Source organism: Brevibacillus sp. HB1.2, from assembly GCF_013332495.1.
GTDB lineage: Bacteria > Bacillota > Bacilli > Brevibacillales > Brevibacillaceae > Brevibacillus > Brevibacillus porteri.
In genome coordinates this window covers 801,209-821,225 of the sequence record NZ_JABMIU010000001.1, presented here as the reverse complement: position 1 = coordinate 821,225, position 20,017 = coordinate 801,209, and the positions used below count along the sequence as shown (strand labels likewise).

Below are 20,017 nucleotides of genomic sequence, written 5' to 3'. Positions count from 1 at the left end.
TTCAAACGGTTTTTTATTGATTCCACCTTAGCAAAAGGGAAGGACATAGGTCAATTTGAAAGTCGCCTTTTCTTTATCAATAATTTTACAGAGAAAAGCACCTTTCTATTAAGAATTCATATGGAGGGAAGTCACTCGAAAAATCGACGTTTTGGGCAGAAGAAAGCGAAAGCTGTCCAGGGATGGCGCAGGATGAAGTTATTTGACTAACTATTCTGACTAGACTCTATTTGTCATAACCGCCCATAATAAATGCAAAGAGCGAAGGAAAGGGAGAATGCCATGCGATCAGTCCGTCATTATGCGCTATGTGCCTTGCTTGTCTGTGGAACGATATTTCCGATACCTTTCCTTTCACATCGTGCTCATGCAGAGGAAACGCAAGATTGGATCGATAGTGAACGCTTGTATAGCCATGTTGAGCAATTGGCGAGAACAGCTCGTCCACCTGCTACTGAAACGGAATTTACGGCAGCTGTCTATGTGGAAAATACACTTCGATCTTACGGGTACAAGACCAAGCTCGATCCCTTTTCTTATTATACGTACCGAAAGCCTGCTACTCTATCACTGACGATAGAAGAATGGCCAGGTCAAAAATGGACAGTAAGTGGATTTGCTTTTGGGATCAATGGAACCGCGACAGCAGAAGTGGTGGATGCAGGCTTGGGAAGAGCGGTTGATTTTGCGAATGATGCATCCCGGGGGAAGATTGCCTTGGTCAAGCGAGGCGAGATTCCGTTCGGAGAAAAAGTACGTCAAGCAGCAGCTGCCGGTGCCGTTGCTCTTATCATCTGGAATGATCGAGAGGAAGGCTGGAATGCTTCGCTGGGCGAACCTTTGGATATCGCTGTGCCTGTAATAGCTTTGTCTAAGGCGGATGGCACGAAGCTCCAACAACGCATCATGGACAAGCGGCCCGTAAAGGGAAGCGTCAAGGTGGAAGGAGCCGTAAGCATCAAGCAAACCTCGTATAATATCGTGGCAAGTCGAAAGCCCAATCAAAACGACACCGGGCAGGTCGTCATGGTATCCGCTCATCATGATTCCACTGGGGTATCGGTTGGGGCAAATCACAATGGCTCCGGTGTAGCGGCCTTACTTGAAATCGCGCGTAATATGGCTGACAAGCCGATCGATACGGAAGTGAGGTTTGTCAGCTTTGGTGCAGTTACATCGGGAAACAGAGGCCCGATTGCTTATGCGAATGCCTTATCAGCCAAGGAACGACAAGCCATGATTGCAGCCTTCTATGTCGATGGTGTGGGCAGTCAAAAGGCAGAGCTTGTTGCAATCAATTCGCTGGGCAACGAAAATCTGCCAATCCAACTCCTGAGAGAAGCAGGGGCATCTCCTTTCAAAAAGAATGGTACACGTGAACGAAACGGTGCAGCGAGCTCTTTGGCCGCCGCAGGTATTCCTACGGCACTTGTGACGAATGCAGAGACAGGACAAGCAAAAGAAGACTCCTTGGCGCAAATGGATTGGGAACAAATTACAAAGGCGACTAAGGCGGTCCTTTCAGCAATCCACAAAATTACGGCACAAACAACGCCAGCTTATCCGTTGGGTACTCCAAATGGGGTACAGCTGAAAGCGGAAAGTGAGGCTTTGCAGTAAACGTCTCCTTCGGGGGACGTTTTTCATTTGTGGTAAAATGAGGGAGAGTAACCATGTGTAGAGGAGGCCTACGTGACGATGAGTCCGTTGAAATGGGTCCTATCATGCGAAAAAAGTGGCCAAGACTTTGTCTTGACCACAGGAGCTACGAGTAAACAATCAATCAGGTCAATGCTGATGCTTCCAAACGTACCAGCCCATTAAGAACATACCGCAATAGGTCGTTGCACTGGCGATTGCAGACATACTCCACGGAACCACGAGTGTGAGGAGAGAGAATACCAAAACGGTAAGCAGCATGACGACAATCAATGGCAGCATTTGTAGATGTTGACGTGTCGCAATTGGATGTGTCAACGAGTAGAGTAGGGCTGCGACAATGACTCCACCATGCACCAGCGAGAGGGTAGCGAGAAGCCAATCGCCACCCGTCATCATTTGAACCAAAATTTGTTTGATAGGCAATATAGAGGAGTGTGCATCATGCCAGTGGGCAAGAAGGATAGCTTGACCTAAAAACGTGAACAAAAGGAAGATTCCAGCACCGATGATTACCCCCATCCGAACTGTTCGCTCATGGGACGCACGGACTGCCAGAGGTAGAGTCGTGGCCAAGCTGATAAGAAAATGCAAAGCAAGGAAAAATACGGCGTGAATCAGCCAGTTCACATTCATTTGATAACCTAAGCTCGGTATTGGGACATGGGATTGTGCACTGAAAATCAATCCGAATAATAATAAACCGAAGGATAGAGATATGGCTGTTGCAGTGACAATCCATCTCCAACGATTTATGATAAAGAAGATGGCTGCAATGGTCAGAAGGATGAACCAGAGAGGAGAGAGCTCCTCCAAGAGGAAATCTGCCTGTTGGCCAAGCATGACTCCTGTATAGCCCAATAGCAGAATGTGGGTGATTACAGATAGGCTAGAAGCGAACGCTTCGCCACACAATACGTAGTACAGCTCGTACAGGGAGCCAATTTGCTTGCGATGGCAAAAGGTCAACAGCTGGACGCCGAACCATCCGAGGCCAAGAGCCGCAAGTGCAATGCCTATTGTCCCCCAGGAACCGAAATAAGTAAAAAAGCGTAACCACTCATATCCACCCAAGTAGAATCCACCTAACGCAGACCCTGCAAAAAGCACGGCGATATTCCAAGCGACTTTGTCCATAGGCATCATCCTCACTTGCAACTTGGTACAAGTGTATGTGACAAACAGGTCTGTTCAGAACAGACGATATTAAATAAACATAAATGTTTACAAAATATACTTAATGGAATATAATGATGATCATACCAGTATTTAGATTATCGATGGGGTGAAACCATGAAAATTGTAGGAATAGCCGGAAGCATGAATGCCAATTCTACGACAAAACAAGCGATTCATATTGTACTCGAAGCAGCGAAGGCTGCAGGTGCCGATGTTGAAATGATTCATCTCGCGGACTGGAAGCTGCCGCTGTATGATGATCGTGATGATACCAGTACGTACCCTGAAATTGTCCATCAATTTGTCAAAGCAGTTTCCGAAGCGGATGGACTTGTGATCGGTTCGCCTGAATACCATGGCACAATGACAGGTGCTTTGAAAAACGCCATTGACTTCCTGGAAGGGCGCATTTTGCGTGACAAGCAGGTTGCCATCATTGGCGTCGCTGGGGGAAGCATGGGTGCTACGAACACGGTCAACACTTTGCAGTTAATCATGCGCAACCTGCATGCATGGCCGTTGCCATCTAGCCCTTCCATCCCAAGTGCTTACAATGCCTTTACACCAGAAGGCAAGCTGAAGGATGAGCGTTTGCAGGCGCGCATGGAGCAGTTGGGTCAACAACTCGTACAATATGTCCAAATGATGAACCCAACACCAGAAAAACAGCTGCGATAGGTACTTTTCTCTTGCAAATGGTTCTCATTACACGGTATGATATTTCTACGTGCCTTTTTTGGCTTGATGAAATAACGGTTTGGAAATGAGGGGTTCACAATGCCGCCGACGCCGAGTATGGAAGACTATTTGGAACGCATTTACAACTTAATTGAAGAAAAGGGCTATGCTCGTGTCTCCGATATTGCTGAAGCGTTAGAAGTACATCCCTCTTCGGTCACGAAAATGGTTCAGAAGCTAGACAAAGACAAGTATCTCGTTTATGAAAAATACCGCGGGCTTGTCTTGACGCCAAAAGGGAAGAAAATCGGAAAACGCCTAGTGGACCGTCACAGTCTTCTAGAAGAATTTATGCGGATCATTGGCTTGGATGAAGAGCATATTTATCAGGATGTGGAAGGAATCGAGCACCACCTGAGCTGGGAATCGATTACATGCCTGGAGTATCTGGTTCAGTACTTCGAGTCAGATCCAAAGCGTATAGAAGAGCTTCGTAACATTCGTTTGTTAGATGAGCAAAAAGAGGAATAGTCTATATCGTTATCGTATTATAGCGCAAGCCGACCAGGCTTGCGTTTTTCTTTGTGGTAACGGAAAAGCTGTCGTCTTATACATGGAAAATGGGGAGGAATTTTAGGGAGGGGAAACAAGGTGAAAGCGGATGCAGTCTTTGAAGGTGGCGGCGTAAAAGGAATCGCTTTTATCGGTGCCTTGCGAGTCATGGAGGAGAATGGATACACATGGGAAAGGCTCGCTGGTACCTCGGCTGGCTCCATTGTTGCAGCTTTGCTTGGCGCAGGCTATTCAAGCCATGAGTTGAAACCGATCTTTGAAGAGCTGGATTACCTTCACTTTCTCAAGCGCTCAGGGCTGGGCAGGCTCCCTCTCATCGGACCAATCTATGAACTAGTCGTGCGGGAAGGGGTTTATCGAGCAGATCGAATCGAGTTGTTCATAGAGAAGTTGTTACAGCGAAAAGGAGTACGAACATTTGGAGATCTTCCTCCTGGTAAGCTGAAAGTTGTCGCTTCTGATGTCACTGACGGAAAAATGCTTATATTTCCCGACGATTTGGCACGGTATGGTGTAGAACCAGATCATTTTCCTGTGGCACGAGCCGTTCGTATGTCTTCCTCTATTCCGTTCTTTTTTCAGCCCGCAAAGCTGACAAGTGCTGGACATGTGCACTACATCGTCGATGGCGCATTATTGAGCAACTACCCCGTGTGGTTATTTGATGTAGAGGGGACTCCCCGGTGGCCGACAATTGGTTTTCGCCTGAGTGATGATCAAAACAAGAGAGAAGCAACCAGTATCAAAGGTCTTTTTTCCTTCTCTCGGGGATTGCTGGCGACTATGCTCGATGCCCATGACCGTCTGTATGTGGAAAAGGCAAAAGCCGTTCGGACGATTTTCATTCATACATTAGGGGTAAGGACAACCCAATTTCAGATATCAAAAGATATGAGGCAGCGATTGTTTGAGTCAGGGGAGGCAGCCGCTCACAAATTTTTGGCACAATGGGATTTTGAAGATTACGTAAAAGTGTTTCGCAATAGCTCTCCGAAAATGCTGGTGTGAAAAACAAAAACAGGTCGCCGATTCAGGCAACCTGTTCTTGTTTTTAGTGGGAGATATTATTTTGCGATTTTTCGTCTTGTTTCTCTTTTTGCTTTCCTTTGCTGCCTTCGATCACACGAAACGGATGATCTTTTCTCGGGGTAGTCGACTGCTTTTTCACTGCTTGCCGACCTATGGAGGGCTTTGGCTTCACCTTTGGCTGTCTAGGTTTGCCAGAGCCTGCGCCTTGTGAAAAGAAGGAGCCGGTTTGTAAATAGTTGCGCACGACCAAGAAAAGTACAACGGATAATCCCAAGATGATAATCGTACTAACAGGGTCATTGATGAGTGTGATCAAAAATCCGTAAATCGCTAATACGATCACTATCAGAATCACTGGTGGAATGCGGCGTAACATAGGGCTTCACCTCTATGGGAATAAAAATGCCTCACGCTATCCGGTCGTAACCATTCTTTCCTGCACGTGCTTCTGATCAAGCTCCCGCATCTTTTGGAATGAAGCGATGGCTACCTCGACTTGGCTGTCATCTGGTTCACGAGTCGTGATCTTTTGCAACCACAATCCTGGATAACCAAGGTAACGTAGGACTGGTACATCACGGAGCTTGTTTGTCCACTGCAAAACCTCGTAAGAGACGCCGATTACCAGTGGCAAAAGAACAATGCGTTGTACGACCCTCTCCGTCAGGGAGTCATAACTGAACAGTGAGTAAATCACGACACCGACGAACACTGAGAAAATGAGAAAACTGCTACCGCAACGATAATGCAGAGCGGAAAATTTTTGTACATTGGCTACTGTTAATTCTACCCCGGATTCGAATGCGTTAATCACTTTATGCTCGGCTCCGTGGTATTGAAAAAGCCTTTTAATCAACGGAGCTTGTGCAATCGCTGTAATGTAGCCGAGGAGGAGCAAGATTTTAAATCCGCCTTCAGCCAAGGTTTGAGGAACGCCATCCGGTACCCATTTTCCGAGTAAAAAGTCAGCCAGGAAAACGGGAACGAGTGTAAATACGAATTTCCCGAACAGGAAGGAAAGTACCCCGACGACAGCAACACCTAAAATCATAGTGAGCTTCGATGGACTTTCAGATACTTCTTCTCCAGACTCCATACTGTATTGTTCAGAGGCGAAGTTGAGATGTTTGGCCCCATTGGCGCTGGCTTCGACCAAACCAACAATCCCACGCACAAACGGAATCTTTTTCAGCGTAGTAATCCATTTATATTCCGATCTTGGGGATTCAAAATACTCAATTTCATGATTTTTTTTGCGAACAGCCGTAACAGTCATGGTTTTGCCACCGAACATAACACCTTCGATGACGGCCTGACCGCCGTAGCTAGGTACGTTTTGTTGCGCCAATACAATCACCATCCTTACCACTATATTAACGGAAATGGCGACTTGAAGCTACAAGGAGTTCGCGCTTTTCCAACAAATGTAAAGCAAAAGTGAAAAGCTTAGAGGAAGAGCATACTAGAGAACAGAGGTGATGGAAATGGAAATAAGCAAAACAGGACGGAAACACAAGCAAGCGCGTGTATCCCATACGGAAGAAGAGAAGCAGGGGAGTAAAAGAATCTCCACTTCGAAGATTTTGGAGGTCGCATTCTGGGGAACGATTATTTGGGGGCTCGCTCGGTTGATAGCTCACTTCTTGAACATGACCCCGTATGGAGTCGGAGCCTTTGCACGTCCCTTTATCAGCATCGAGGACGAAAATAAGTTTGCGAGCGTGTGTCTTGGTGGTATCGTGCTATTCGTTGAAACAGCCGTTGCTTCCTTTGTGTTCAGCTTGCTTTTTAGCCGGATCCGTGCCTGGTGGCTGGGACTCGTCTACGGGGCTGGCATGCTAGTAATAGCAGGCTTCTTCTTTCATATCGGAAATTGGGAGATAGCCACTTTAAGTACGGAAGGTGCATGGTATTTGACGTTTGGCTTGTTTATCGGGATGACAATCATACTCGAGCAATCCGACGAGAATCATACATGGAATGAGTCTACAAGGTAGGAGGATTTCTCCGTTCCTTGTCAAAATGGATGTAACAATGTTCGAAAAGTTTCATAGATGAATGCCCACTATGGAACTAGGACGGCTTGTGGTAAAATGTTTCATTAGTAAAAAAACTTTTATAGGGAGAGGGATGGTCGATGACTTCCGTCTTGTTATTGAACGGACCCAACCTGAATTTATTGGGGACAAGGGAGCCGGATGTTTACGGAAGGGAAACGCTGGAGGATGTGGTGACAATCCTGAAGGGTGTCATGGATGAGTTGGGCGGAAAGCTTGAGCATCTCCAATCGAATCACGAAGGTGTCCTCATCGACGCGATTCATCAGGCGAGAGGTGTCCATGACGGCATCTTGATCAATCCAGGGGCATTCACACATTACAGCTATGCGATCAGAGACGCATTGGCCAGTGTGGCTCTGCCAACGATTGAAGTACATATTTCCAATATTCATGCACGGGAACCATTTCGCCATCACTCAGTCATCGCTCCTATCGCGATTGGACAAGTTGTCGGATTGGGGATCGATGGATATGAATGGGCGCTAAGAGCGCTCGTCCGTAAAATCGAAAAAAAATAAAAGCTGTCAAAAAGGGGAAAAGGCTGCCATGAAACAACGTTTGCATAAATTGCGCGAAGCACTTACACAAGTTGGAGCAGAGGCGTTTATTACCGAAAAAACAGAGAATCGCTTCTACTTGAGTGGTTTCACCGGATCAACGGGATGGGTCATTGTCACCGAAACAGAGGCGTTTCTCGTCACTGACTTCCGCTATGTGGAACAAGCGCAAGAACAAGCACCTGAATTTACTGTAGTAAATAACGAGAGAAAAGCTGTTGAATCGATTGCAAAGCTCCTGCAAGAAAAAGGGATTAAGCGTTTGGCATTCGAGAGCAGTGTGGCCTTTAGCACCTATCAGGATTGGAACAAAGGATTTGAAGGAGTAGAACTGGTGCCAACAAGCGGTCTGCTTGAAAAAATCCGCATGTTTAAAGACGAATCCGAGATGGTTATTATTCGTGAAGCGGTTCGTATCGCGGAAGCAGCATTTACGCATATTCAAGGCTACATCAAGCCAGGTGTGCGTGAATCCGATGTTGCTTTGGAATTGGAATACTTCATGCGCAAACAAGGAGCGACAGGCTCTGCATTTGATATGATCGTAGCGTCGGGTGTGCGCGGTGCTCTGCCACATGGACGAGCTTCCGAGAAAGTAATTCAGGCAGGGGAAATGGTTACGCTCGACTTTGGTGCTGCTTATCAGGGCTACAATTCCGATATCACACGCACATTGTCTGTGGGAGAGCCAGACCCGAAAATGCGTGAAATCTACGAAATCGTTCTGCGTGCACAGTTCGCAGGTTTGGAAGCACTGAAGCCAGGTGTATCCGCAAAAGACGCTGACGCTGCAACGAGAGATATCATCACAGCAGCAGGCTATGGCAATGCCTATGGACATAGCGCAGGTCACGGTCTCGGACTGGAAGTTCACGAGCTGCCAGGGCTGTCGACTGTAAGTACCTTCGTATTGGAGCCAGGTATGCTCGTAACGATGGAGCCAGGCATTTACGTAACAGGACTTGGTGGCGTTCGGATCGAGGACGATGTGTGGATTACTGCTGATGGTCATGAGAACCTGAACAAGTCCACGAAAGAGTTGCTCATTTTGCCTGTGTAATTTATACTTATTCTGTTATTGATTGATTTGGGAGGACTACCATGATCTCTGTAAACGATTTTCGTACCGGTTTGACAATCGAAGTGGATGGCAATATTTTTACCGTGCTAGAATTCCAACACGTAAAACCAGGTAAAGGTGCGGCTTTCGTTCGCTCCAAACTGCGCAACCTGCGCAGCGGTAACACGACGGAAATGACTTTCCGCGGTGGTGAAAAAGTTAACCCTGCCCGTATCGAATCCAGCACGATGCAATATCTGTATGCGAGCGGAGACGAGTACACTTTCATGAACACAGAAACCTATGAGCAAATGACGTTCACTCAAAAGCAAATTGAGCGTGAACTGCGTTTCCTCAAGGAAAACATGAACGTGCAAATCATGCAGTACAACGGGGAAACAATCGGTATTCAATTGCCGAACACAGTTGAACTCGTTGTAACAGAATGTGAGCCAGGTGTAAAAGGTGACACTGCTTCTAACGTAACAAAGAAAGCAACCTTGGAAACTGGTTTCGTAGTAAACGTTCCTCTCTTCGTAGAAGAAGGAGAGCGTCTGATCATCGATACTCGTACGGAAGCATACGTTTCCCGCGCGTAAAAGTACGGATTGGAAGAAAAAGCTGTGCCCATATATGGGTGCAGCTTTTTTTATTTGCTTCTCCTAATGATGCGGTATTGTAAAAATTATGCAATTGCACTACATTAAGTGGACGGAGAAATAGTAGGGTGGAGGGGGATGGCTGTGAGAACGGAACAAGAAATGATGAGCATGCTGATCGATTTCGCCAGGAAGGATGATCGAATCCGGTTGGTAACCTTGGAAGGGTCACGCACGAACAAAAACATACCCGCTGATCCATTCCAAGATTATGATATTTCGTATTTTGTGACAGAGATGGATTCTTTTAAGGAAAATGATCAATGGCTCGATGTTTTTGGGAATCGGATTATGATGCAAAAGCCGGAGGATATGGAGCTTTTTCCGTCCGAGTTAGGGAATTGGTTTTCCTATCTCATGCTATTTGAGGATGGAAATAAAGTAGATCTGACGCTGATTCCGATAGACGAGACAGAGCAGTATTTTGCAGATAGCGACGGTCTAGTTGAGGTTTTGCTGGATAAGGACGAGCTTATCAAACACGAGGTGGTCGCTTCCGATCGTCAATATTGGACCCGGAAGCCAACTGCTAGAGAGTTTGATGACTGCTGCAATGAATTTTGGATGGTCTCTACTTACGTTGTTAAAGGTCTGGCAAGAAAAGAAATCCTGTTTGCGATTGACCATCTCAACGAAATTGCCCGACCGAATTTGCTCCGAATGATGGCTTGGCAAATCGGATGTGAGAAAGGGTTTACCTTTAGTGTTGGGAAAAATTACAAATTTATAGATCACTATCTTCCAAAAGAAGATTGGAAAGCGTTACGATCCACTTATCACGAAAATGGCTACACGCAGATGTGGGAATCGTTATTCACTTGCTATGAATTATTTCGAAAGTACGCCAAAGCAGTGGCAGAAAGTCTCGGATATTCGTATCCAGATTACGATGAAGCCATTTCCAAGTACGCGAAAAATATCTACCATTCATGGAAGTGATAGACGTCATTCGACCGCCCTTATCAAGGGCGGTTTTATTTTTGGAAGTGGAGACGGCCAGTGAATCCCCTTGATTCAAGCTTTTTTAAAAAAATGTATTCTTTTTTGGAAAGAAAAACCTAAATGATCCGTTAATCTATATGAACCTGCCAAAATGAACGCTGCGCAGCGAACTTTTTTAAAACGGGAGGATTTCCATTGCAGGATGATTGGTTGCTTATTCAACAGGTACAAACAGGAAATCGCGATGCCTACGCGTACCTGGTCGACAAGTACAAGGATCGATTATACAGCTATCTTTATCGCATGACAGGACAACAGCAGGATGCCCAGGACCTGACGCAGGAGGCTTTCATCAAGGCGTACTGCCAGTTGGACAAATATAGGCCGACCGATGCTTTTTTGGCTTGGCTGTATCGGATTGCGTCCAATTTGTGCGTCGATGCGTGGCGCAAGAACAAGCGCTACCTTAAGACGCCATTGGAAGAAATCAGACTGATTGAAACAGATACACCCGAAAAAGCTTATTTGGAAAAGGAAAAGCAAGACGCCTTGCAACAACAAATCATGGCGCTGGGTGAGGAATACCGCATTGTGTTTCTGCTGAAATACATGGAGCAGTTGAGTTACAAGGAGATTAGCGAAATTCTGCATATCCCGATTACAACCGTGCAAATGCGCATTCATCACGCCAAGAAAAAGCTCCGGGCAAGTATGGCGCAAGAAAGGTCAGGAAGGGGTGCTATCTATGAACTGCTCCAAAACTGAACAATTGCGCAAGTATTTGGTTGGAGAATTATCTTCTGACGAAGCCAGGCTGATGGAACAACACGTAGAAGCGTGCCTGTGCTGTCAGCGGCAGATGGTGGACGAAGATGAGAGCGGCGAGGACTATTCGAGCCTGCGAGTCCCCAGTACGTTGCCAATCGACTTTACTGCTCAGGTAATGATGGCATTAGAGACCGTGCGTACTCCTACACCAAAATCAAATTGGAAAAAGAGGAGTGTAACTATTTTGAAAAAAACCGCGTTAGCCGTAGCGAGTGTTACAGCGATTATTGCGTTTGGGTCCATGGTGTCACCGACTTTTGCGAGCTATGTAAACAGTGTCATTCAGTCCATCCAAGGCATAGACACCGGAATGAAGCAGGCAGCCGAAAAAGGCTATGCCCAAGCCATCAATAAGAGCGCAACCGATCAAGGAATTACATTGAATGTGAAAGAAGTGGTTGCTGATCCGGTGCGAATGGCTATCTTCGCTCAAGTCGTCGATCAAAATGGCAAGCGGATCCCGTTTGAACCGGGTGAAATCGATGTGAACCTTACGTATAAAACGAAGTCAGGTGAAGAGCTCAATCCAGATGGAGGGGGCTATAGCATCGGGGAGGAAGGCGAATATCTTGTCATTAGTCATGATATCTTCCAATTCCTAAAAGAAAGTAAGACGCAACTGGATGAAATGGTTGTTGGCGTCGACGCAACGATGCTGGATGGAAAAGAAGGCAGCTGGAAGATGGAGTTTCCAGTCGATTTGAAAAAGGCGAGAGCGGCAGCAAATGAAACTACGATCGGGAAAGATTTCATGACCCCGCATGGAATTAAGGTAGCGTTGCAAAACATTAAGACTGTGCCTAGTGTCAGTTTAATTGAATTGGAGACAACGTGGACGGAAGAGCGAGCGAAGCAGGTTCAAAAAATAAAAGAAGAAAATGGTTGGGTCGTAAAGGAAAACGCACCAGATGGGTTCACGGATGCAGCGCGCGTGGAGAGATATTTCGTAGACATCGGATTGGCCTATGAGATCGTGGATGAAAAAGGAAAAGTGGTAGCGGGATGGGATGATGCCATTAACGGGGATGAAATCAATCAAATTCGCAAAAACACGGTATCTCCCGGTTACCGAGGACAGCTGCATGACGAGGGGAAACGATATACGAAGTTGAATGGCATCGCGCCTTTGGCTGACGACCAAACGTATACTTTCAGGCTGCACTCCCTGTACCTGTTTGAGCCGGCGAAGTTTCAAGCAAGCATACCTGTTGAGAAGCTGGGCAAGGAAAAGGTAACCGTAACGAGTCATGACAGCACGTACACCTTTTCAGGCGTTACGTTGAAAACGACGGAGGGCGAGGAAAAAATAGGGGAACATACGTACAAGGGGAAAGGTGCGATTATCCCGTACACGGCTGTTCTTCCAGAGGGCGTCATCAGGGCAATTGAATGGAATGCGCAAGGTGATGCCAAGCAAGATTACAAATTGCTCGTCAGACAATCATTCAAGAGAGACAAGGACGGGCGTGTACATGTCAGCGGTACGTTCTTTATCCGTGACATAGAAAAGCTGCCGAAAACTCTGAATCTGGAGCATTTGATGCAATGGCGTCAGTACCAGGGAATGAATTGGGAAGTTCCATTCCAAACGACTGACAAACGCTAAGTCAAAACGAAAAAATCCCCCTCCGATGCAAAAAAGAGGGGGATTTCATTTTTATCTGCTGCCAAACCATTCCCACAGCTTCAACACAAACGCCGTAATGCCAGCAGCCATCAAAGGTCCGACGGGAATGCCCCGAAAAAATACAATGCCAATGATTGAGCCAATGACCAGACCGACAACCATTTGCGGCTCAGACCTTAGCAGATCAAGTCCTTTTCCATTCATCCAGGTGGCAATGGCTCCACCAGCTAGTGCTGTCAGTCCGACTACCGTCGTGAATAGTGGGGTGACGTCCTTCCACGATATTTTTTCGCTGGCGAATGGAACCAGTACGGAAATCGTCAAGAAAAGCAGGCCTAGCTCGAGCCCACGGCGTTCCACCGTAGGGAAAAAGCGCTCTAGCGCCGTTAGCTTCAACACCAACAATATACTCGCGGCAGTCGCAATAATTGGTGAGCGCCCAATAAGACCGATAACGATCAGGATGACGAGCATCACTTCTCCAGACATCATTGGCATCATAACCCCTGTCCCTGTTCTCCTTTCACATTATGAGACAAGGTGTGGGAGTATGCGTTTCTCCTTGATATAGGGAACGATTTGATACTGATCTACTTGAGCACAGTACCGTATATCGCTTGCGAGATGATGCTGGACGAGCCTTTTTCCTGTTGTTGTGTGGGGTAACAGCTCGCTCAGTTTTCCTGCGTAGTAAAGATAGCTCGCTTTTAGAACTTCACCCAGATCACAAATTTGGATGCTCGGTAACGATTGTTGTGCCTGGACAATCATCAAGCCGGCAGCCAGACCGTCTTCCAAAGCGAATTCCGACCGGGTACCTGCACAGTACAGCGTAATATCGAGATGAAACGAAAGAGCGTGCTGCACGCATGCAGTGGCATTCAAGAAGCAGCCAATCAAGAGTGCAGAGGCACGTTCTGCTTTTTGGATCGCGCGAGTCCCGTTCGTCGTAGTGAGAATCAGCTGGCTCCCCGTTTTCCCCAGAGAAGCGATTTCGGTTGGTGAGTTGTTGCAGTCGAATTCCGGGATTTTCTTGCAGTGGCGTTCACCAGCCAAAATACAGTCGTTGGCGCGCAGCGAGTTCGCTTGCCCAATGGTTTCGACCGGGATGACGCTACGAAATCCATTGCCTAATGCGGTGACAATCGTACTGGAGGCTCGAAGCACATCGATGACAATGACAACATGATTACTGATCTGTTCAAAACGAATTTCTTCCACGGTCGGCACCACTTCTATTCGCACGGATAAAACCCCCCTCTCTCCATGAGTAGGGCTGTATCGCCGCGCAATCCTCGCCGTAGCGTCTCCACAGAGAATACATCCGTATAGGCAATATTTCCGAGATTTACGTCGCTGCCAACGGCCTTAATGAAGCAGACCTGTTGATCTTTTTGTGGGGCTTCCCAGATCAGGCGGGAGGCTTTTTCTTTGGCCGCCGAGACAATATCTCGAACGAAGGAATCGTCAATATTGCCGTCCCCGTCGCATACGCCGACAGTACCACTCTCTCTCGCTTCGACAATAACGTGACTGGCACCGTTGTGCAGGTCGAAGCTAAGTGTCTCCAGCAATTCTTCTCGACAAGCGCGATAATCGGCCGCTTTTTTTCCGACCTCAGTATAGACCACCAGATCATTGTCTAATGCGTAATTGATGGCTTCTTGACGCTGTGAGAAGGATAAAGGGAACGTTCCATCGGATATTTCTACCGCAGTAAAACCGAGAGTGCGAATCAGCTTCATATAATCTGCAATCGTATTATGACGGATAGCAATTTCAAAAAAAGTTCCTCCTGGCATGATGTGTACGCCATTTTGTTTTGCGAGGGTCAATTTTTGGTTGAGTATTTCGAGCGGATACAGAGCGATGGTGCCAAAACCGAGTTTGTATAGATCGATATAGGGAGCAGCCAGTGCTAACAAGTCGGAATAAGCGGTAAGCCCAAGGCCTTTGTCAATGACCATGGTTAAGCCCTTCGCACGGGGCTTCTCTCGTATTTGCCCGGACGGGTTTGCCCAGCTTTCAGGCAAAAACGATTGATCACACTCTACCATCGGCAAGTTCCTCATTTCTTCTAGGCGTATGGTTCAGTGTATGCCCAGCGGAGGGGAGGAGTGAGGGCAAAAGCCTATAGAGGAAATGCAAAAAGTGCTGAAATGATGTGGTACAGGCATAGAGTGAAAGGAGGGGAGGACGAGACGGTATGTTGGAAAAAGCAATTATGGGTATGGCGGCGCTTAGGGTCTTCTCAGGTAGTATCGAGATCATTGCAGCTTTGCTCATTTTAAAAGTGAACCAGGTCGAAAAAGCTCTGCTCATTAATTCAGGTCTTGCGATTGTCGGGCCAATCATCTTGATCACCACTACAACGATCGGTTTATTAGGCATGTCGGATCGGGTTAGCTTTGCCAAAATTGCCTGGATTCTGGTCGGGGTCTCCTGCATCTTGATTGGTGTCCGCAAGTAGTTACCCATTTCCTTCCATTGGTAAATGCTATCACGATGGGGAACGATATGTGGGAGAGATTGGATGGGAGGGAATGTGGATGCCAGAATCATTGGCGAATCGAATCGCATACTTGCAAGGGTTGGCAGATGGGTTGGAAGTGGGGGAGAAGAGCCCCGAAGGAAAAATTATGGTAGAGATGATTGAGATTCTAGGGGAGGTACAGGGTCAACTACGAGAGCTTCACTCGCGAGTGGAAGAGGCAGAGGATTATGTGGAGGCCTTGGATGAAGACTTAGAGGACATTGAGCTCTACCTTTTTGAAGATGATGATGACTTGTACGAAACCGTTGTCGATTGTGAGGACGATGACGACGAGTACGCGACTTTGTACGATTTGGATGATGATGAAGACGCACATCTGTATGAAGTACAAGTAGATCCCCATCTCGATACGACCTACGAGTTTGCATGCCCTAGCTGCCAAAAAGAAATCTATCTGCACGAAGGCAAAGATGAGGAAGGCTACCGACACTATGTAATAGAGCCGGTGGATAACAAGAAAAACAGATAATCCATGAGCTTTATAGGAAAAGCTTGCTACTCGCGTTCTAGCACGAGAGCAAGCTATTTTTTTTGCATAAATCTCGTCCACCTCAGCATAGGATGGAGGTAAGACAACGTGTACAAAGGCAGAATGCTGCAAAAGGAGGGTACCGGATGAATGAAATTTTGGCGATTCTGCCAGCAACTTTACGCACGATTTTGACGGCCCTTCCTATCGCGGTAAGAGAGAATTTGGAAGAGATTCGGCTTCGGCAAAACCAACCACTAGAAGTCCGGTTTGGCCAACAATCTAGCTATGTGACAACGTCGGGGCAAATCACCTCGATACCCGCGCAAGGTTGGCTATTTTCAGCAGAAGAGGCTGCAAAGCTCTTAAACCAGGTCAGCCAGCATTCTCTCTATGCCTTGGAAGAAGAGTTGAAAAGGGGTTACATCACGGTAGTTGGCGGCCATCGCATTGGCATTGCGGGGAAAGTGGTGCTGGACAAAGGTGAAGTGAAGGGAATCAGAGATGTGACCAGCTTCAACATCCGGATTGCCCGCGAGAAAAAAGGCGCGGCCAAGAAGATCATGCCGTATTTGTTTGAGGATGGCAAATTGCTGAACACGCTGCTCATCTCCCCACCCCAATGCGGGAAGACAACCTTGTTGCGTGATATGGCGCGAACCATCAGCTATGGGAGCGAGTGGTCTTCAAGTCGTAAGGTAGGAATTGTGGACGAGCGTTCTGAGTTGGCGGGATGCTTGCAAGGGGTTCCTCAACGAGACGTCGGTCCACGAACGGACGTGCTGGATGCTTGCCCAAAAGCTGCAGGGATGATGATGATGATTCGCTCTATGTCTCCTGATGTTCTGATTGTGGACGAGGTGGGAAGAGCGGAGGATGGCGATGCAGTCTGGGAAGCGATTCATGCAGGGGTAGCCGTCATTTGCTCGGCACATGGAGCGAGCGTCAAGGAAGTAGCCGAACGCCCCATGCTGGGCAAGCTGATTCGATATGGTGCCTTTTCCCGCTATATCGTACTCAGCCGCGCAAAAGGTGTTGGAACAATCCAGGCCATCTACGATCAAAGCATGAACCTGGTTGAAAAGGAGAAAGTTGCATGGTCAAGCTGATGGGAGCCGTACTCATCCTGTTTTCAGCGTCGATGGTTGGTTGGCAGATCGGCAAGTATTACGCGAATCGTCCCGTTCAGCTTCGGGCACTGCTCGTTGCTCTGCAAATGCTCGAAACGGAAATCGTGTTCGGGATGACTCCATTACAGCGGGCTTTTGTGAAGGTCGGTCATCGCGTCTCCGAAGAGGTAGGGAAAGTATTTCTACTGGCAGCTGAATTCTTGCAGACAGAAAAGGCGCATTCGGCTGAGGAAGCCTTGCAACAAGCAATGAATAGACTCTGGGCCCAAACCGCTTTGCGCAGACAAGAGCGAGAGGTGCTGGAGAGTCTAGGTCAGGTACTTGGATCATCCGATCGGGAAGACCAGCAAAAGCATTTGCGCCTAGCTGTCACCCACCTGCGAGGGCTGGAAGAGGAGGCTCGTGCAGAACAGGAAAAGTACGAAAAAATGTACAAGAGTTTGGGCTTTTTAGGTGGACTCTTGGTCGTCATCCTGATGTTCTAAAGGCGAGGTGTTCACAGTGGATTTTGATTTGACACCTGTTTTCCAGATAGGAGCAGTAGGGTTCATAACAGCCATCCTGCATACAGTCCTGAAGCAGGCGGGCAAGGAAGATATTGCGCATTGGGCAACTCTAGTCGGATTCATCATTGTCCTGTACATGGTGTCCCATTACATCGGTGATCTGTTCTCCGAGGTAAAACGCGTCTTCCTGTTCAACTGAGGAGGGGCTCCAGATGGAGATTGTACAAATTGTCGGACTAGGACTGGTGGCTACCATTCTCGCGCTAGTCATTAAGGAACAGAAGCCGATGTTCGCCTTTTTGCTGGCGATCGCGAGCGGAGTCATCATCTTTTACTTTCTCGTCGGAAAAATAGCAGATGTCATTCGAGTTTTGGAAAAATTGGCAGTTCAAGCAGATTTGAACCTTGTGTTTCTGGAAACGATTCTAAAAATCATTGGAATTGCCTACATTGCTGAATTCGGGGCACAGATGACCCGAGATGCTGGACAAGGTGCGATAGCTTCGAAAATCGAGCTCGCTGGAAAAGTCCTCATACTGGTTATGGCTGTACCGATCATCCAAATCATTATCGAAACAGTGATCGATTTGTTGCCGGCATAAGGGAGGTGGGATGTCCATGGCACACACTTGCAAGCTGATCCTGTTCTTGTTCCTGCTTCTTGCCTTGTTTCCAGTTGCCGTGTCTGCTGCTGTGACACCCGCTGTGACACCTGCGGCCGGTCCGATCAATCAAATTGTGCAACAACAGGTCGATCACTTGCAACTAGACAGAGTCGAACAGTATTGGCATCAGTTGCAGCGCGACTATAAAGGGTACTTGCCCGACTTGAAATCGGAAGGCTTTATCCAAATTCTCATGCAGCAAGGTGACCTCAGTATTTCAGGAGTCCTGCAAGGAATGGGCAAATTCATCTTTCATGAGATTTTGATGAATGGCAAGCTGCTCAGCTCCATCATTATCATTACGGTATTCGCGATGATTCTCGAAACGATGCAGAACGCCTTTGAACGCAATGCGGTATCGACAGTGGCGTACTCGATTACTTATCTCGTCTTGATGGTACTCGCAATTAACAGCTTTCATGTCGCCATTACCTATGCCAAAGATGCAATCGCGAACATGTCTGATTTCATGCTAGCCATGATCCCACTCGTCATCGCGCTGCTTGCTTCGGTAGGCAATCTGGCATCCGCCACTATGTTTCACCCGCTGATTATCTTCATGATCAACACCAGTGGCATGATGATCTCTTATGTCGTGTTTCCGCTTCTGTTTCTCTCTGCGATGCTCTCTATCGTCAGCCTGTTTTCAGAGAGGTACAAAGTCACACAGTTAGCGACCTTACTTCGCAATATTGCAATGGGTGTCCTTGGCTCATTTCTGACGATTTTTCTCGCCATCATTTCCATACAGGGAGCGACTTCAGCTGTTGCGGATGGGGTTACTCTCCGAACAGCGAAATACATCACGGGCAATTTCATCCCGATTGTAGGTCGTGTGTTCTCCGATGCGGCAGATACTGTACTCAATGCCTCGCTACTTGTCAAAAATGCCGTCGGCTTGGCAGGAGTTTTAATTCTGATCATGCTATGCGCGTTTCCGGCTTTGAAGATACTGGTACTGGCTCTGATCTACAATCTGTCATCTGCCGTACTCCAACCGCTTGGAAACAGCCCAATCATCAGTGCGTTAGGTACGATTGGGAAAAGTCTTTTGTTCGTCTTTGCTGCTTTGGCGACAGTCGGCTTGATGTTCTTTCTGGCGATTACGATCATTATTGCGGCGGGCAACATCTCCATGATGGTTCGGTAGGTGATGAAATGACGTGGTTAACACTGTGGTTGAAAAAAATTATCCTGCTCGTCCTTTTGGCTGCCTTCCTCGATCTGATCCTGCCCAATACGACATTGCAACGCTACGTAAAAATGGTGATGGGCTTGATTCTCTTGCTGACGATCATTTCTCCCGTGTTTAGTCTGTTCAGCCTCTCGCAGGAAGATTTGGCCTTTCGTCTGGATCGCTACCAACAAGAGCTGAACAAGCCTGCTTCGGCAGAGTGGAAACGCATCACTGACAAGCTGCTCGGTCAACAAAACCAACAGATGACCGCTTACGTACAGTCACAGGTAGCGTCCTCGGTAAAAGCCAGTGTCAAAGAGCAGTACGGCGTAACAGTCGAAGATGTCACGATTACCGTCAATCAGCAAAATCCGGAACAGCCAACCCTTGAGCGAATCGAGTTGGTAGTCGGTGACGCGAACAAGGAAGAGCAAAAAGGGCAGAGCACGATTGAACCGATTAAACCTGTCCAGCCTGTTGAGATTACGATTGGCGAGCCCATTGAAATACAACCTGATCCCAAATCAGATATTGCAGCAACAACTCACCATGACAACCCACTTTACGCGCAAATCACAAACGATGTCGCCAAAGAGTGGGGGCTTTCGAAGAGTCAGGTCGTCATCAAAGACGAATCGAGAGAAAGAGAGAAACAGTAGCGGCTA

Annotated in this window: 25 protein-coding genes; 19 read left to right on the top strand and 6 right to left on the bottom strand. The window is 47.3% G+C overall.

What is annotated here, in order from left to right:
- The first annotated feature begins 282 nt into the window (after window positions 1-282).
- Window positions 283-1,620, top strand: a complete 1,338-nt coding sequence (locus tag HPY28_RS03780; protein WP_174230088.1) for a M28 family peptidase — start codon at window positions 283-285, stop codon at window positions 1,618-1,620.
- A 168-nt stretch (window positions 1,621-1,788) separates the two neighbouring features.
- Here the strand turns inward: HPY28_RS03780 and HPY28_RS03775 are convergent, their stop codons facing one another.
- Window positions 1,789-2,796: a hypothetical protein gene (locus HPY28_RS03775; RefSeq protein WP_174230087.1), complete on the bottom strand. Its 1,008-nt coding sequence runs from the start codon at window positions 2,794-2,796 to the stop codon at window positions 1,789-1,791.
- A 156-nt stretch (window positions 2,797-2,952) separates the two neighbouring features.
- On the opposite strand from HPY28_RS03775, the gene HPY28_RS03770 reads away from it, so the two are divergent.
- From HPY28_RS03770 to HPY28_RS03760, 3 genes are all read left to right on the top strand, one after another.
- Window positions 2,953-3,516, top strand: coding sequence for an NADPH-dependent FMN reductase (locus HPY28_RS03770; RefSeq protein ID WP_017247978.1), 564 nt, complete (start codon window positions 2,953-2,955; stop codon window positions 3,514-3,516).
- A 99-nt stretch (window positions 3,517-3,615) separates the two neighbouring features.
- On the top strand, window positions 3,616-4,047 hold the full coding sequence (mntR, locus tag HPY28_RS03765; RefSeq protein ID WP_173621541.1) for a transcriptional regulator MntR: 432 nt from the start codon (window positions 3,616-3,618) through the stop codon (window positions 4,045-4,047).
- Window positions 4,048-4,167: 120 nt separating this feature from the next.
- Complete coding sequence (locus HPY28_RS03760; RefSeq protein ID WP_174230086.1) at window positions 4,168-5,097, top strand: patatin-like phospholipase family protein; 930 nt, start codon at window positions 4,168-4,170, stop codon at window positions 5,095-5,097.
- Window positions 5,098-5,140: 43 nt separating this feature from the next.
- Here HPY28_RS03760 and HPY28_RS03755 read toward each other — a convergent pair whose 3' ends face one another.
- Together HPY28_RS03755 and HPY28_RS03750 are read right to left on the bottom strand one after the other, a co-directional pair.
- Window positions 5,141-5,494, bottom strand: a complete 354-nt coding sequence (locus HPY28_RS03755; protein WP_174230085.1) for a hypothetical protein — start codon at window positions 5,492-5,494, stop codon at window positions 5,141-5,143.
- A gap of 36 nt (window positions 5,495-5,530) precedes the next feature.
- Entirely contained in the window at window positions 5,531-6,478 is a 948-nt protein-coding gene (locus HPY28_RS03750; protein ID WP_017247982.1) for a DUF1385 domain-containing protein, read from the bottom strand.
- Window positions 6,479-6,602: 124 nt separating this feature from the next.
- Here HPY28_RS03750 and HPY28_RS03745 point away from each other — a divergent pair, with 124 nt between their 5' ends.
- From HPY28_RS03745 to HPY28_RS03715, 7 genes are all read left to right on the top strand, one after another.
- The gene (locus tag HPY28_RS03745; protein WP_254613048.1) at window positions 6,603-7,115 is read left to right on the top strand and encodes a YqhR family membrane protein; all 513 of its coding nucleotides are present in this window, start codon (window positions 6,603-6,605) and stop codon (window positions 7,113-7,115) included.
- Window positions 7,116-7,255: 140 nt separating this feature from the next.
- A complete protein-coding gene (aroQ, locus tag HPY28_RS03740; RefSeq protein WP_017247984.1) occupies window positions 7,256-7,696 on the top strand; it encodes a type II 3-dehydroquinate dehydratase in 441 nt (146 codons plus the stop codon).
- 28 nt (window positions 7,697-7,724) lie between these two features.
- Entirely contained in the window at window positions 7,725-8,795 is a 1,071-nt protein-coding gene (locus HPY28_RS03735; protein WP_174230083.1) for a M24 family metallopeptidase, read from the top strand.
- Between the two features lie 41 nt (window positions 8,796-8,836).
- Window positions 8,837-9,394 carry an elongation factor P gene (gene efp, locus HPY28_RS03730; protein WP_007725738.1) on the top strand — a complete coding sequence of 186 codons (558 nt, stop codon included), beginning with the start codon at window positions 8,837-8,839 and terminating at the stop codon, window positions 9,392-9,394.
- A gap of 144 nt (window positions 9,395-9,538) precedes the next feature.
- Complete coding sequence (gene ant(6), locus HPY28_RS03725) at window positions 9,539-10,393, top strand: aminoglycoside 6-adenylyltransferase (RefSeq protein WP_174230177.1); 855 nt, start codon at window positions 9,539-9,541, stop codon at window positions 10,391-10,393.
- A gap of 198 nt (window positions 10,394-10,591) precedes the next feature.
- Window positions 10,592-11,161, top strand: a complete 570-nt coding sequence (locus tag HPY28_RS03720) for an RNA polymerase sigma factor (RefSeq protein ID WP_174230082.1) — start codon at window positions 10,592-10,594, stop codon at window positions 11,159-11,161.
- A complete protein-coding gene (locus tag HPY28_RS03715; RefSeq protein ID WP_174230081.1) occupies window positions 11,142-12,830 on the top strand; it encodes a DUF4179 domain-containing protein in 1,689 nt (562 codons plus the stop codon). Before HPY28_RS03720 ends, HPY28_RS03715 begins: the two co-directional genes overlap by 20 nt.
- Before the next feature lie 51 nt (window positions 12,831-12,881).
- On the opposite strand, the gene HPY28_RS03710 is transcribed toward HPY28_RS03715, so the two are convergent.
- The 3 genes from HPY28_RS03710 to comA are packed head-to-tail and all read right to left on the bottom strand — an operon-like array spanning window position 12,882 to window position 14,908.
- Window positions 12,882-13,343 (bottom strand): DUF441 domain-containing protein, encoded by a 462-nt coding sequence (locus tag HPY28_RS03710; protein ID WP_048035783.1) that lies wholly within the window; start codon window positions 13,341-13,343, stop codon window positions 12,882-12,884.
- 36 nt (window positions 13,344-13,379) lie between these two features.
- Entirely contained in the window at window positions 13,380-14,096 is a 717-nt protein-coding gene (locus tag HPY28_RS03705) for a 2-phosphosulfolactate phosphatase (RefSeq protein WP_017247990.1), read from the bottom strand.
- On the bottom strand, window positions 14,087-14,908 hold the full coding sequence (gene comA, locus HPY28_RS03700) for a phosphosulfolactate synthase (RefSeq protein ID WP_173621549.1): 822 nt from the start codon (window positions 14,906-14,908) through the stop codon (window positions 14,087-14,089). The genes HPY28_RS03705 and comA overlap by 10 nt, the downstream gene beginning before the upstream one ends.
- 149 nt (window positions 14,909-15,057) lie before the next feature.
- On the opposite strand from comA, the gene HPY28_RS03695 reads away from it, so the two are divergent.
- The 8 genes from HPY28_RS03695 (at window position 15,058) to spoIIIAF (ending at window position 20,011) form a co-directional block, all read left to right on the top strand.
- Window positions 15,058-15,321: a YqhV family protein gene (locus tag HPY28_RS03695; RefSeq protein ID WP_017247992.1), complete on the top strand. Its 264-nt coding sequence runs from the start codon at window positions 15,058-15,060 to the stop codon at window positions 15,319-15,321.
- A gap of 79 nt (window positions 15,322-15,400) precedes the next feature.
- Window positions 15,401-15,874 carry a CD1247 N-terminal domain-containing protein gene (locus HPY28_RS03690; protein WP_069844615.1) on the top strand — a complete coding sequence of 158 codons (474 nt, stop codon included), beginning with the start codon at window positions 15,401-15,403 and terminating at the stop codon, window positions 15,872-15,874.
- A 146-nt stretch (window positions 15,875-16,020) separates the two neighbouring features.
- Window positions 16,021-16,983 carry a stage III sporulation protein AA gene (gene spoIIIAA, locus HPY28_RS03685; protein ID WP_174224780.1) on the top strand — a complete coding sequence of 321 codons (963 nt, stop codon included), beginning with the start codon at window positions 16,021-16,023 and terminating at the stop codon, window positions 16,981-16,983.
- Window positions 16,971-17,489 carry a stage III sporulation protein SpoIIIAB gene (gene spoIIIAB / locus HPY28_RS03680; RefSeq protein WP_017247995.1) on the top strand — a complete coding sequence of 173 codons (519 nt, stop codon included), beginning with the start codon at window positions 16,971-16,973 and terminating at the stop codon, window positions 17,487-17,489. The genes spoIIIAA and spoIIIAB overlap by 13 nt, the downstream gene beginning before the upstream one ends.
- A 16-nt stretch (window positions 17,490-17,505) precedes the next feature.
- On the top strand, window positions 17,506-17,709 hold the full coding sequence (gene spoIIIAC, locus HPY28_RS03675; RefSeq protein WP_007725726.1) for a stage III sporulation protein AC: 204 nt from the start codon (window positions 17,506-17,508) through the stop codon (window positions 17,707-17,709).
- Between the two features lie 13 nt (window positions 17,710-17,722).
- Window positions 17,723-18,112, top strand: a complete 390-nt coding sequence (gene spoIIIAD, locus HPY28_RS03670) for a stage III sporulation protein AD (protein WP_017247996.1) — start codon at window positions 17,723-17,725, stop codon at window positions 18,110-18,112.
- 16 nt (window positions 18,113-18,128) lie between these two features.
- A complete protein-coding gene (gene spoIIIAE, locus HPY28_RS03665; RefSeq protein ID WP_174224779.1) occupies window positions 18,129-19,325 on the top strand; it encodes a stage III sporulation protein AE in 1,197 nt (398 codons plus the stop codon).
- An 8-nt stretch (window positions 19,326-19,333) separates the two neighbouring features.
- Window positions 19,334-20,011, top strand: coding sequence for a stage III sporulation protein AF (spoIIIAF, locus tag HPY28_RS03660; RefSeq protein ID WP_017247998.1), 678 nt, complete (start codon window positions 19,334-19,336; stop codon window positions 20,009-20,011).
- The last annotated feature ends 6 nt before the right edge of the window (window positions 20,012-20,017 follow it).

Coding starts and splice junctions, on each gene's coding strand:
- aroQ (WP_017247984.1), top strand. CDS start 7,256: ATGACTTCCGTCTTGTTATTGAACGGACCCAACCTGAATTTATTGGGG.
- HPY28_RS03735 (WP_174230083.1), top strand. CDS start 7,725: ATGAAACAACGTTTGCATAAATTGCGCGAAGCACTTACACAAGTTGGA.
- HPY28_RS03690 (WP_069844615.1), top strand. CDS start 15,401: ATGCCAGAATCATTGGCGAATCGAATCGCATACTTGCAAGGGTTGGCA.
- HPY28_RS03715 (WP_174230081.1), top strand. CDS start 11,142: ATGAACTGCTCCAAAACTGAACAATTGCGCAAGTATTTGGTTGGAGAA.
- efp (WP_007725738.1), top strand. CDS start 8,837: ATGATCTCTGTAAACGATTTTCGTACCGGTTTGACAATCGAAGTGGAT.
- comA (WP_173621549.1), bottom strand. CDS start 14,908: ATGGTAGAGTGTGATCAATCGTTTTTGCCTGAAAGCTGGGCAAACCCG.
- mntR (WP_173621541.1), top strand. CDS start 3,616: ATGCCGCCGACGCCGAGTATGGAAGACTATTTGGAACGCATTTACAAC.
- spoIIIAE (WP_174224779.1), top strand. CDS start 18,129: ATGGCACACACTTGCAAGCTGATCCTGTTCTTGTTCCTGCTTCTTGCC.
- spoIIIAD (WP_017247996.1), top strand. CDS start 17,723: ATGGAGATTGTACAAATTGTCGGACTAGGACTGGTGGCTACCATTCTC.
- HPY28_RS03770 (WP_017247978.1), top strand. CDS start 2,953: ATGAAAATTGTAGGAATAGCCGGAAGCATGAATGCCAATTCTACGACA.
- HPY28_RS03775 (WP_174230087.1), bottom strand. CDS start 2,796: ATGGACAAAGTCGCTTGGAATATCGCCGTGCTTTTTGCAGGGTCTGCG.
- HPY28_RS03745 (WP_254613048.1), top strand. CDS start 6,603: ATGGAAATAAGCAAAACAGGACGGAAACACAAGCAAGCGCGTGTATCC.
- HPY28_RS03750 (WP_017247982.1), bottom strand. CDS start 6,478: ATGGTGATTGTATTGGCGCAACAAAACGTACCTAGCTACGGCGGTCAG.
- HPY28_RS03710 (WP_048035783.1), bottom strand. CDS start 13,343: ATGATGTCTGGAGAAGTGATGCTCGTCATCCTGATCGTTATCGGTCTT.
- spoIIIAF (WP_017247998.1), top strand. CDS start 19,334: ATGACGTGGTTAACACTGTGGTTGAAAAAAATTATCCTGCTCGTCCTT.
- HPY28_RS03755 (WP_174230085.1), bottom strand. CDS start 5,494: ATGTTACGCCGCATTCCACCAGTGATTCTGATAGTGATCGTATTAGCG.
- HPY28_RS03780 (WP_174230088.1), top strand. CDS start 283: ATGCGATCAGTCCGTCATTATGCGCTATGTGCCTTGCTTGTCTGTGGA.
- spoIIIAB (WP_017247995.1), top strand. CDS start 16,971: ATGGTCAAGCTGATGGGAGCCGTACTCATCCTGTTTTCAGCGTCGATG.
- HPY28_RS03695 (WP_017247992.1), top strand. CDS start 15,058: ATGTTGGAAAAAGCAATTATGGGTATGGCGGCGCTTAGGGTCTTCTCA.
- spoIIIAA (WP_174224780.1), top strand. CDS start 16,021: ATGAATGAAATTTTGGCGATTCTGCCAGCAACTTTACGCACGATTTTG.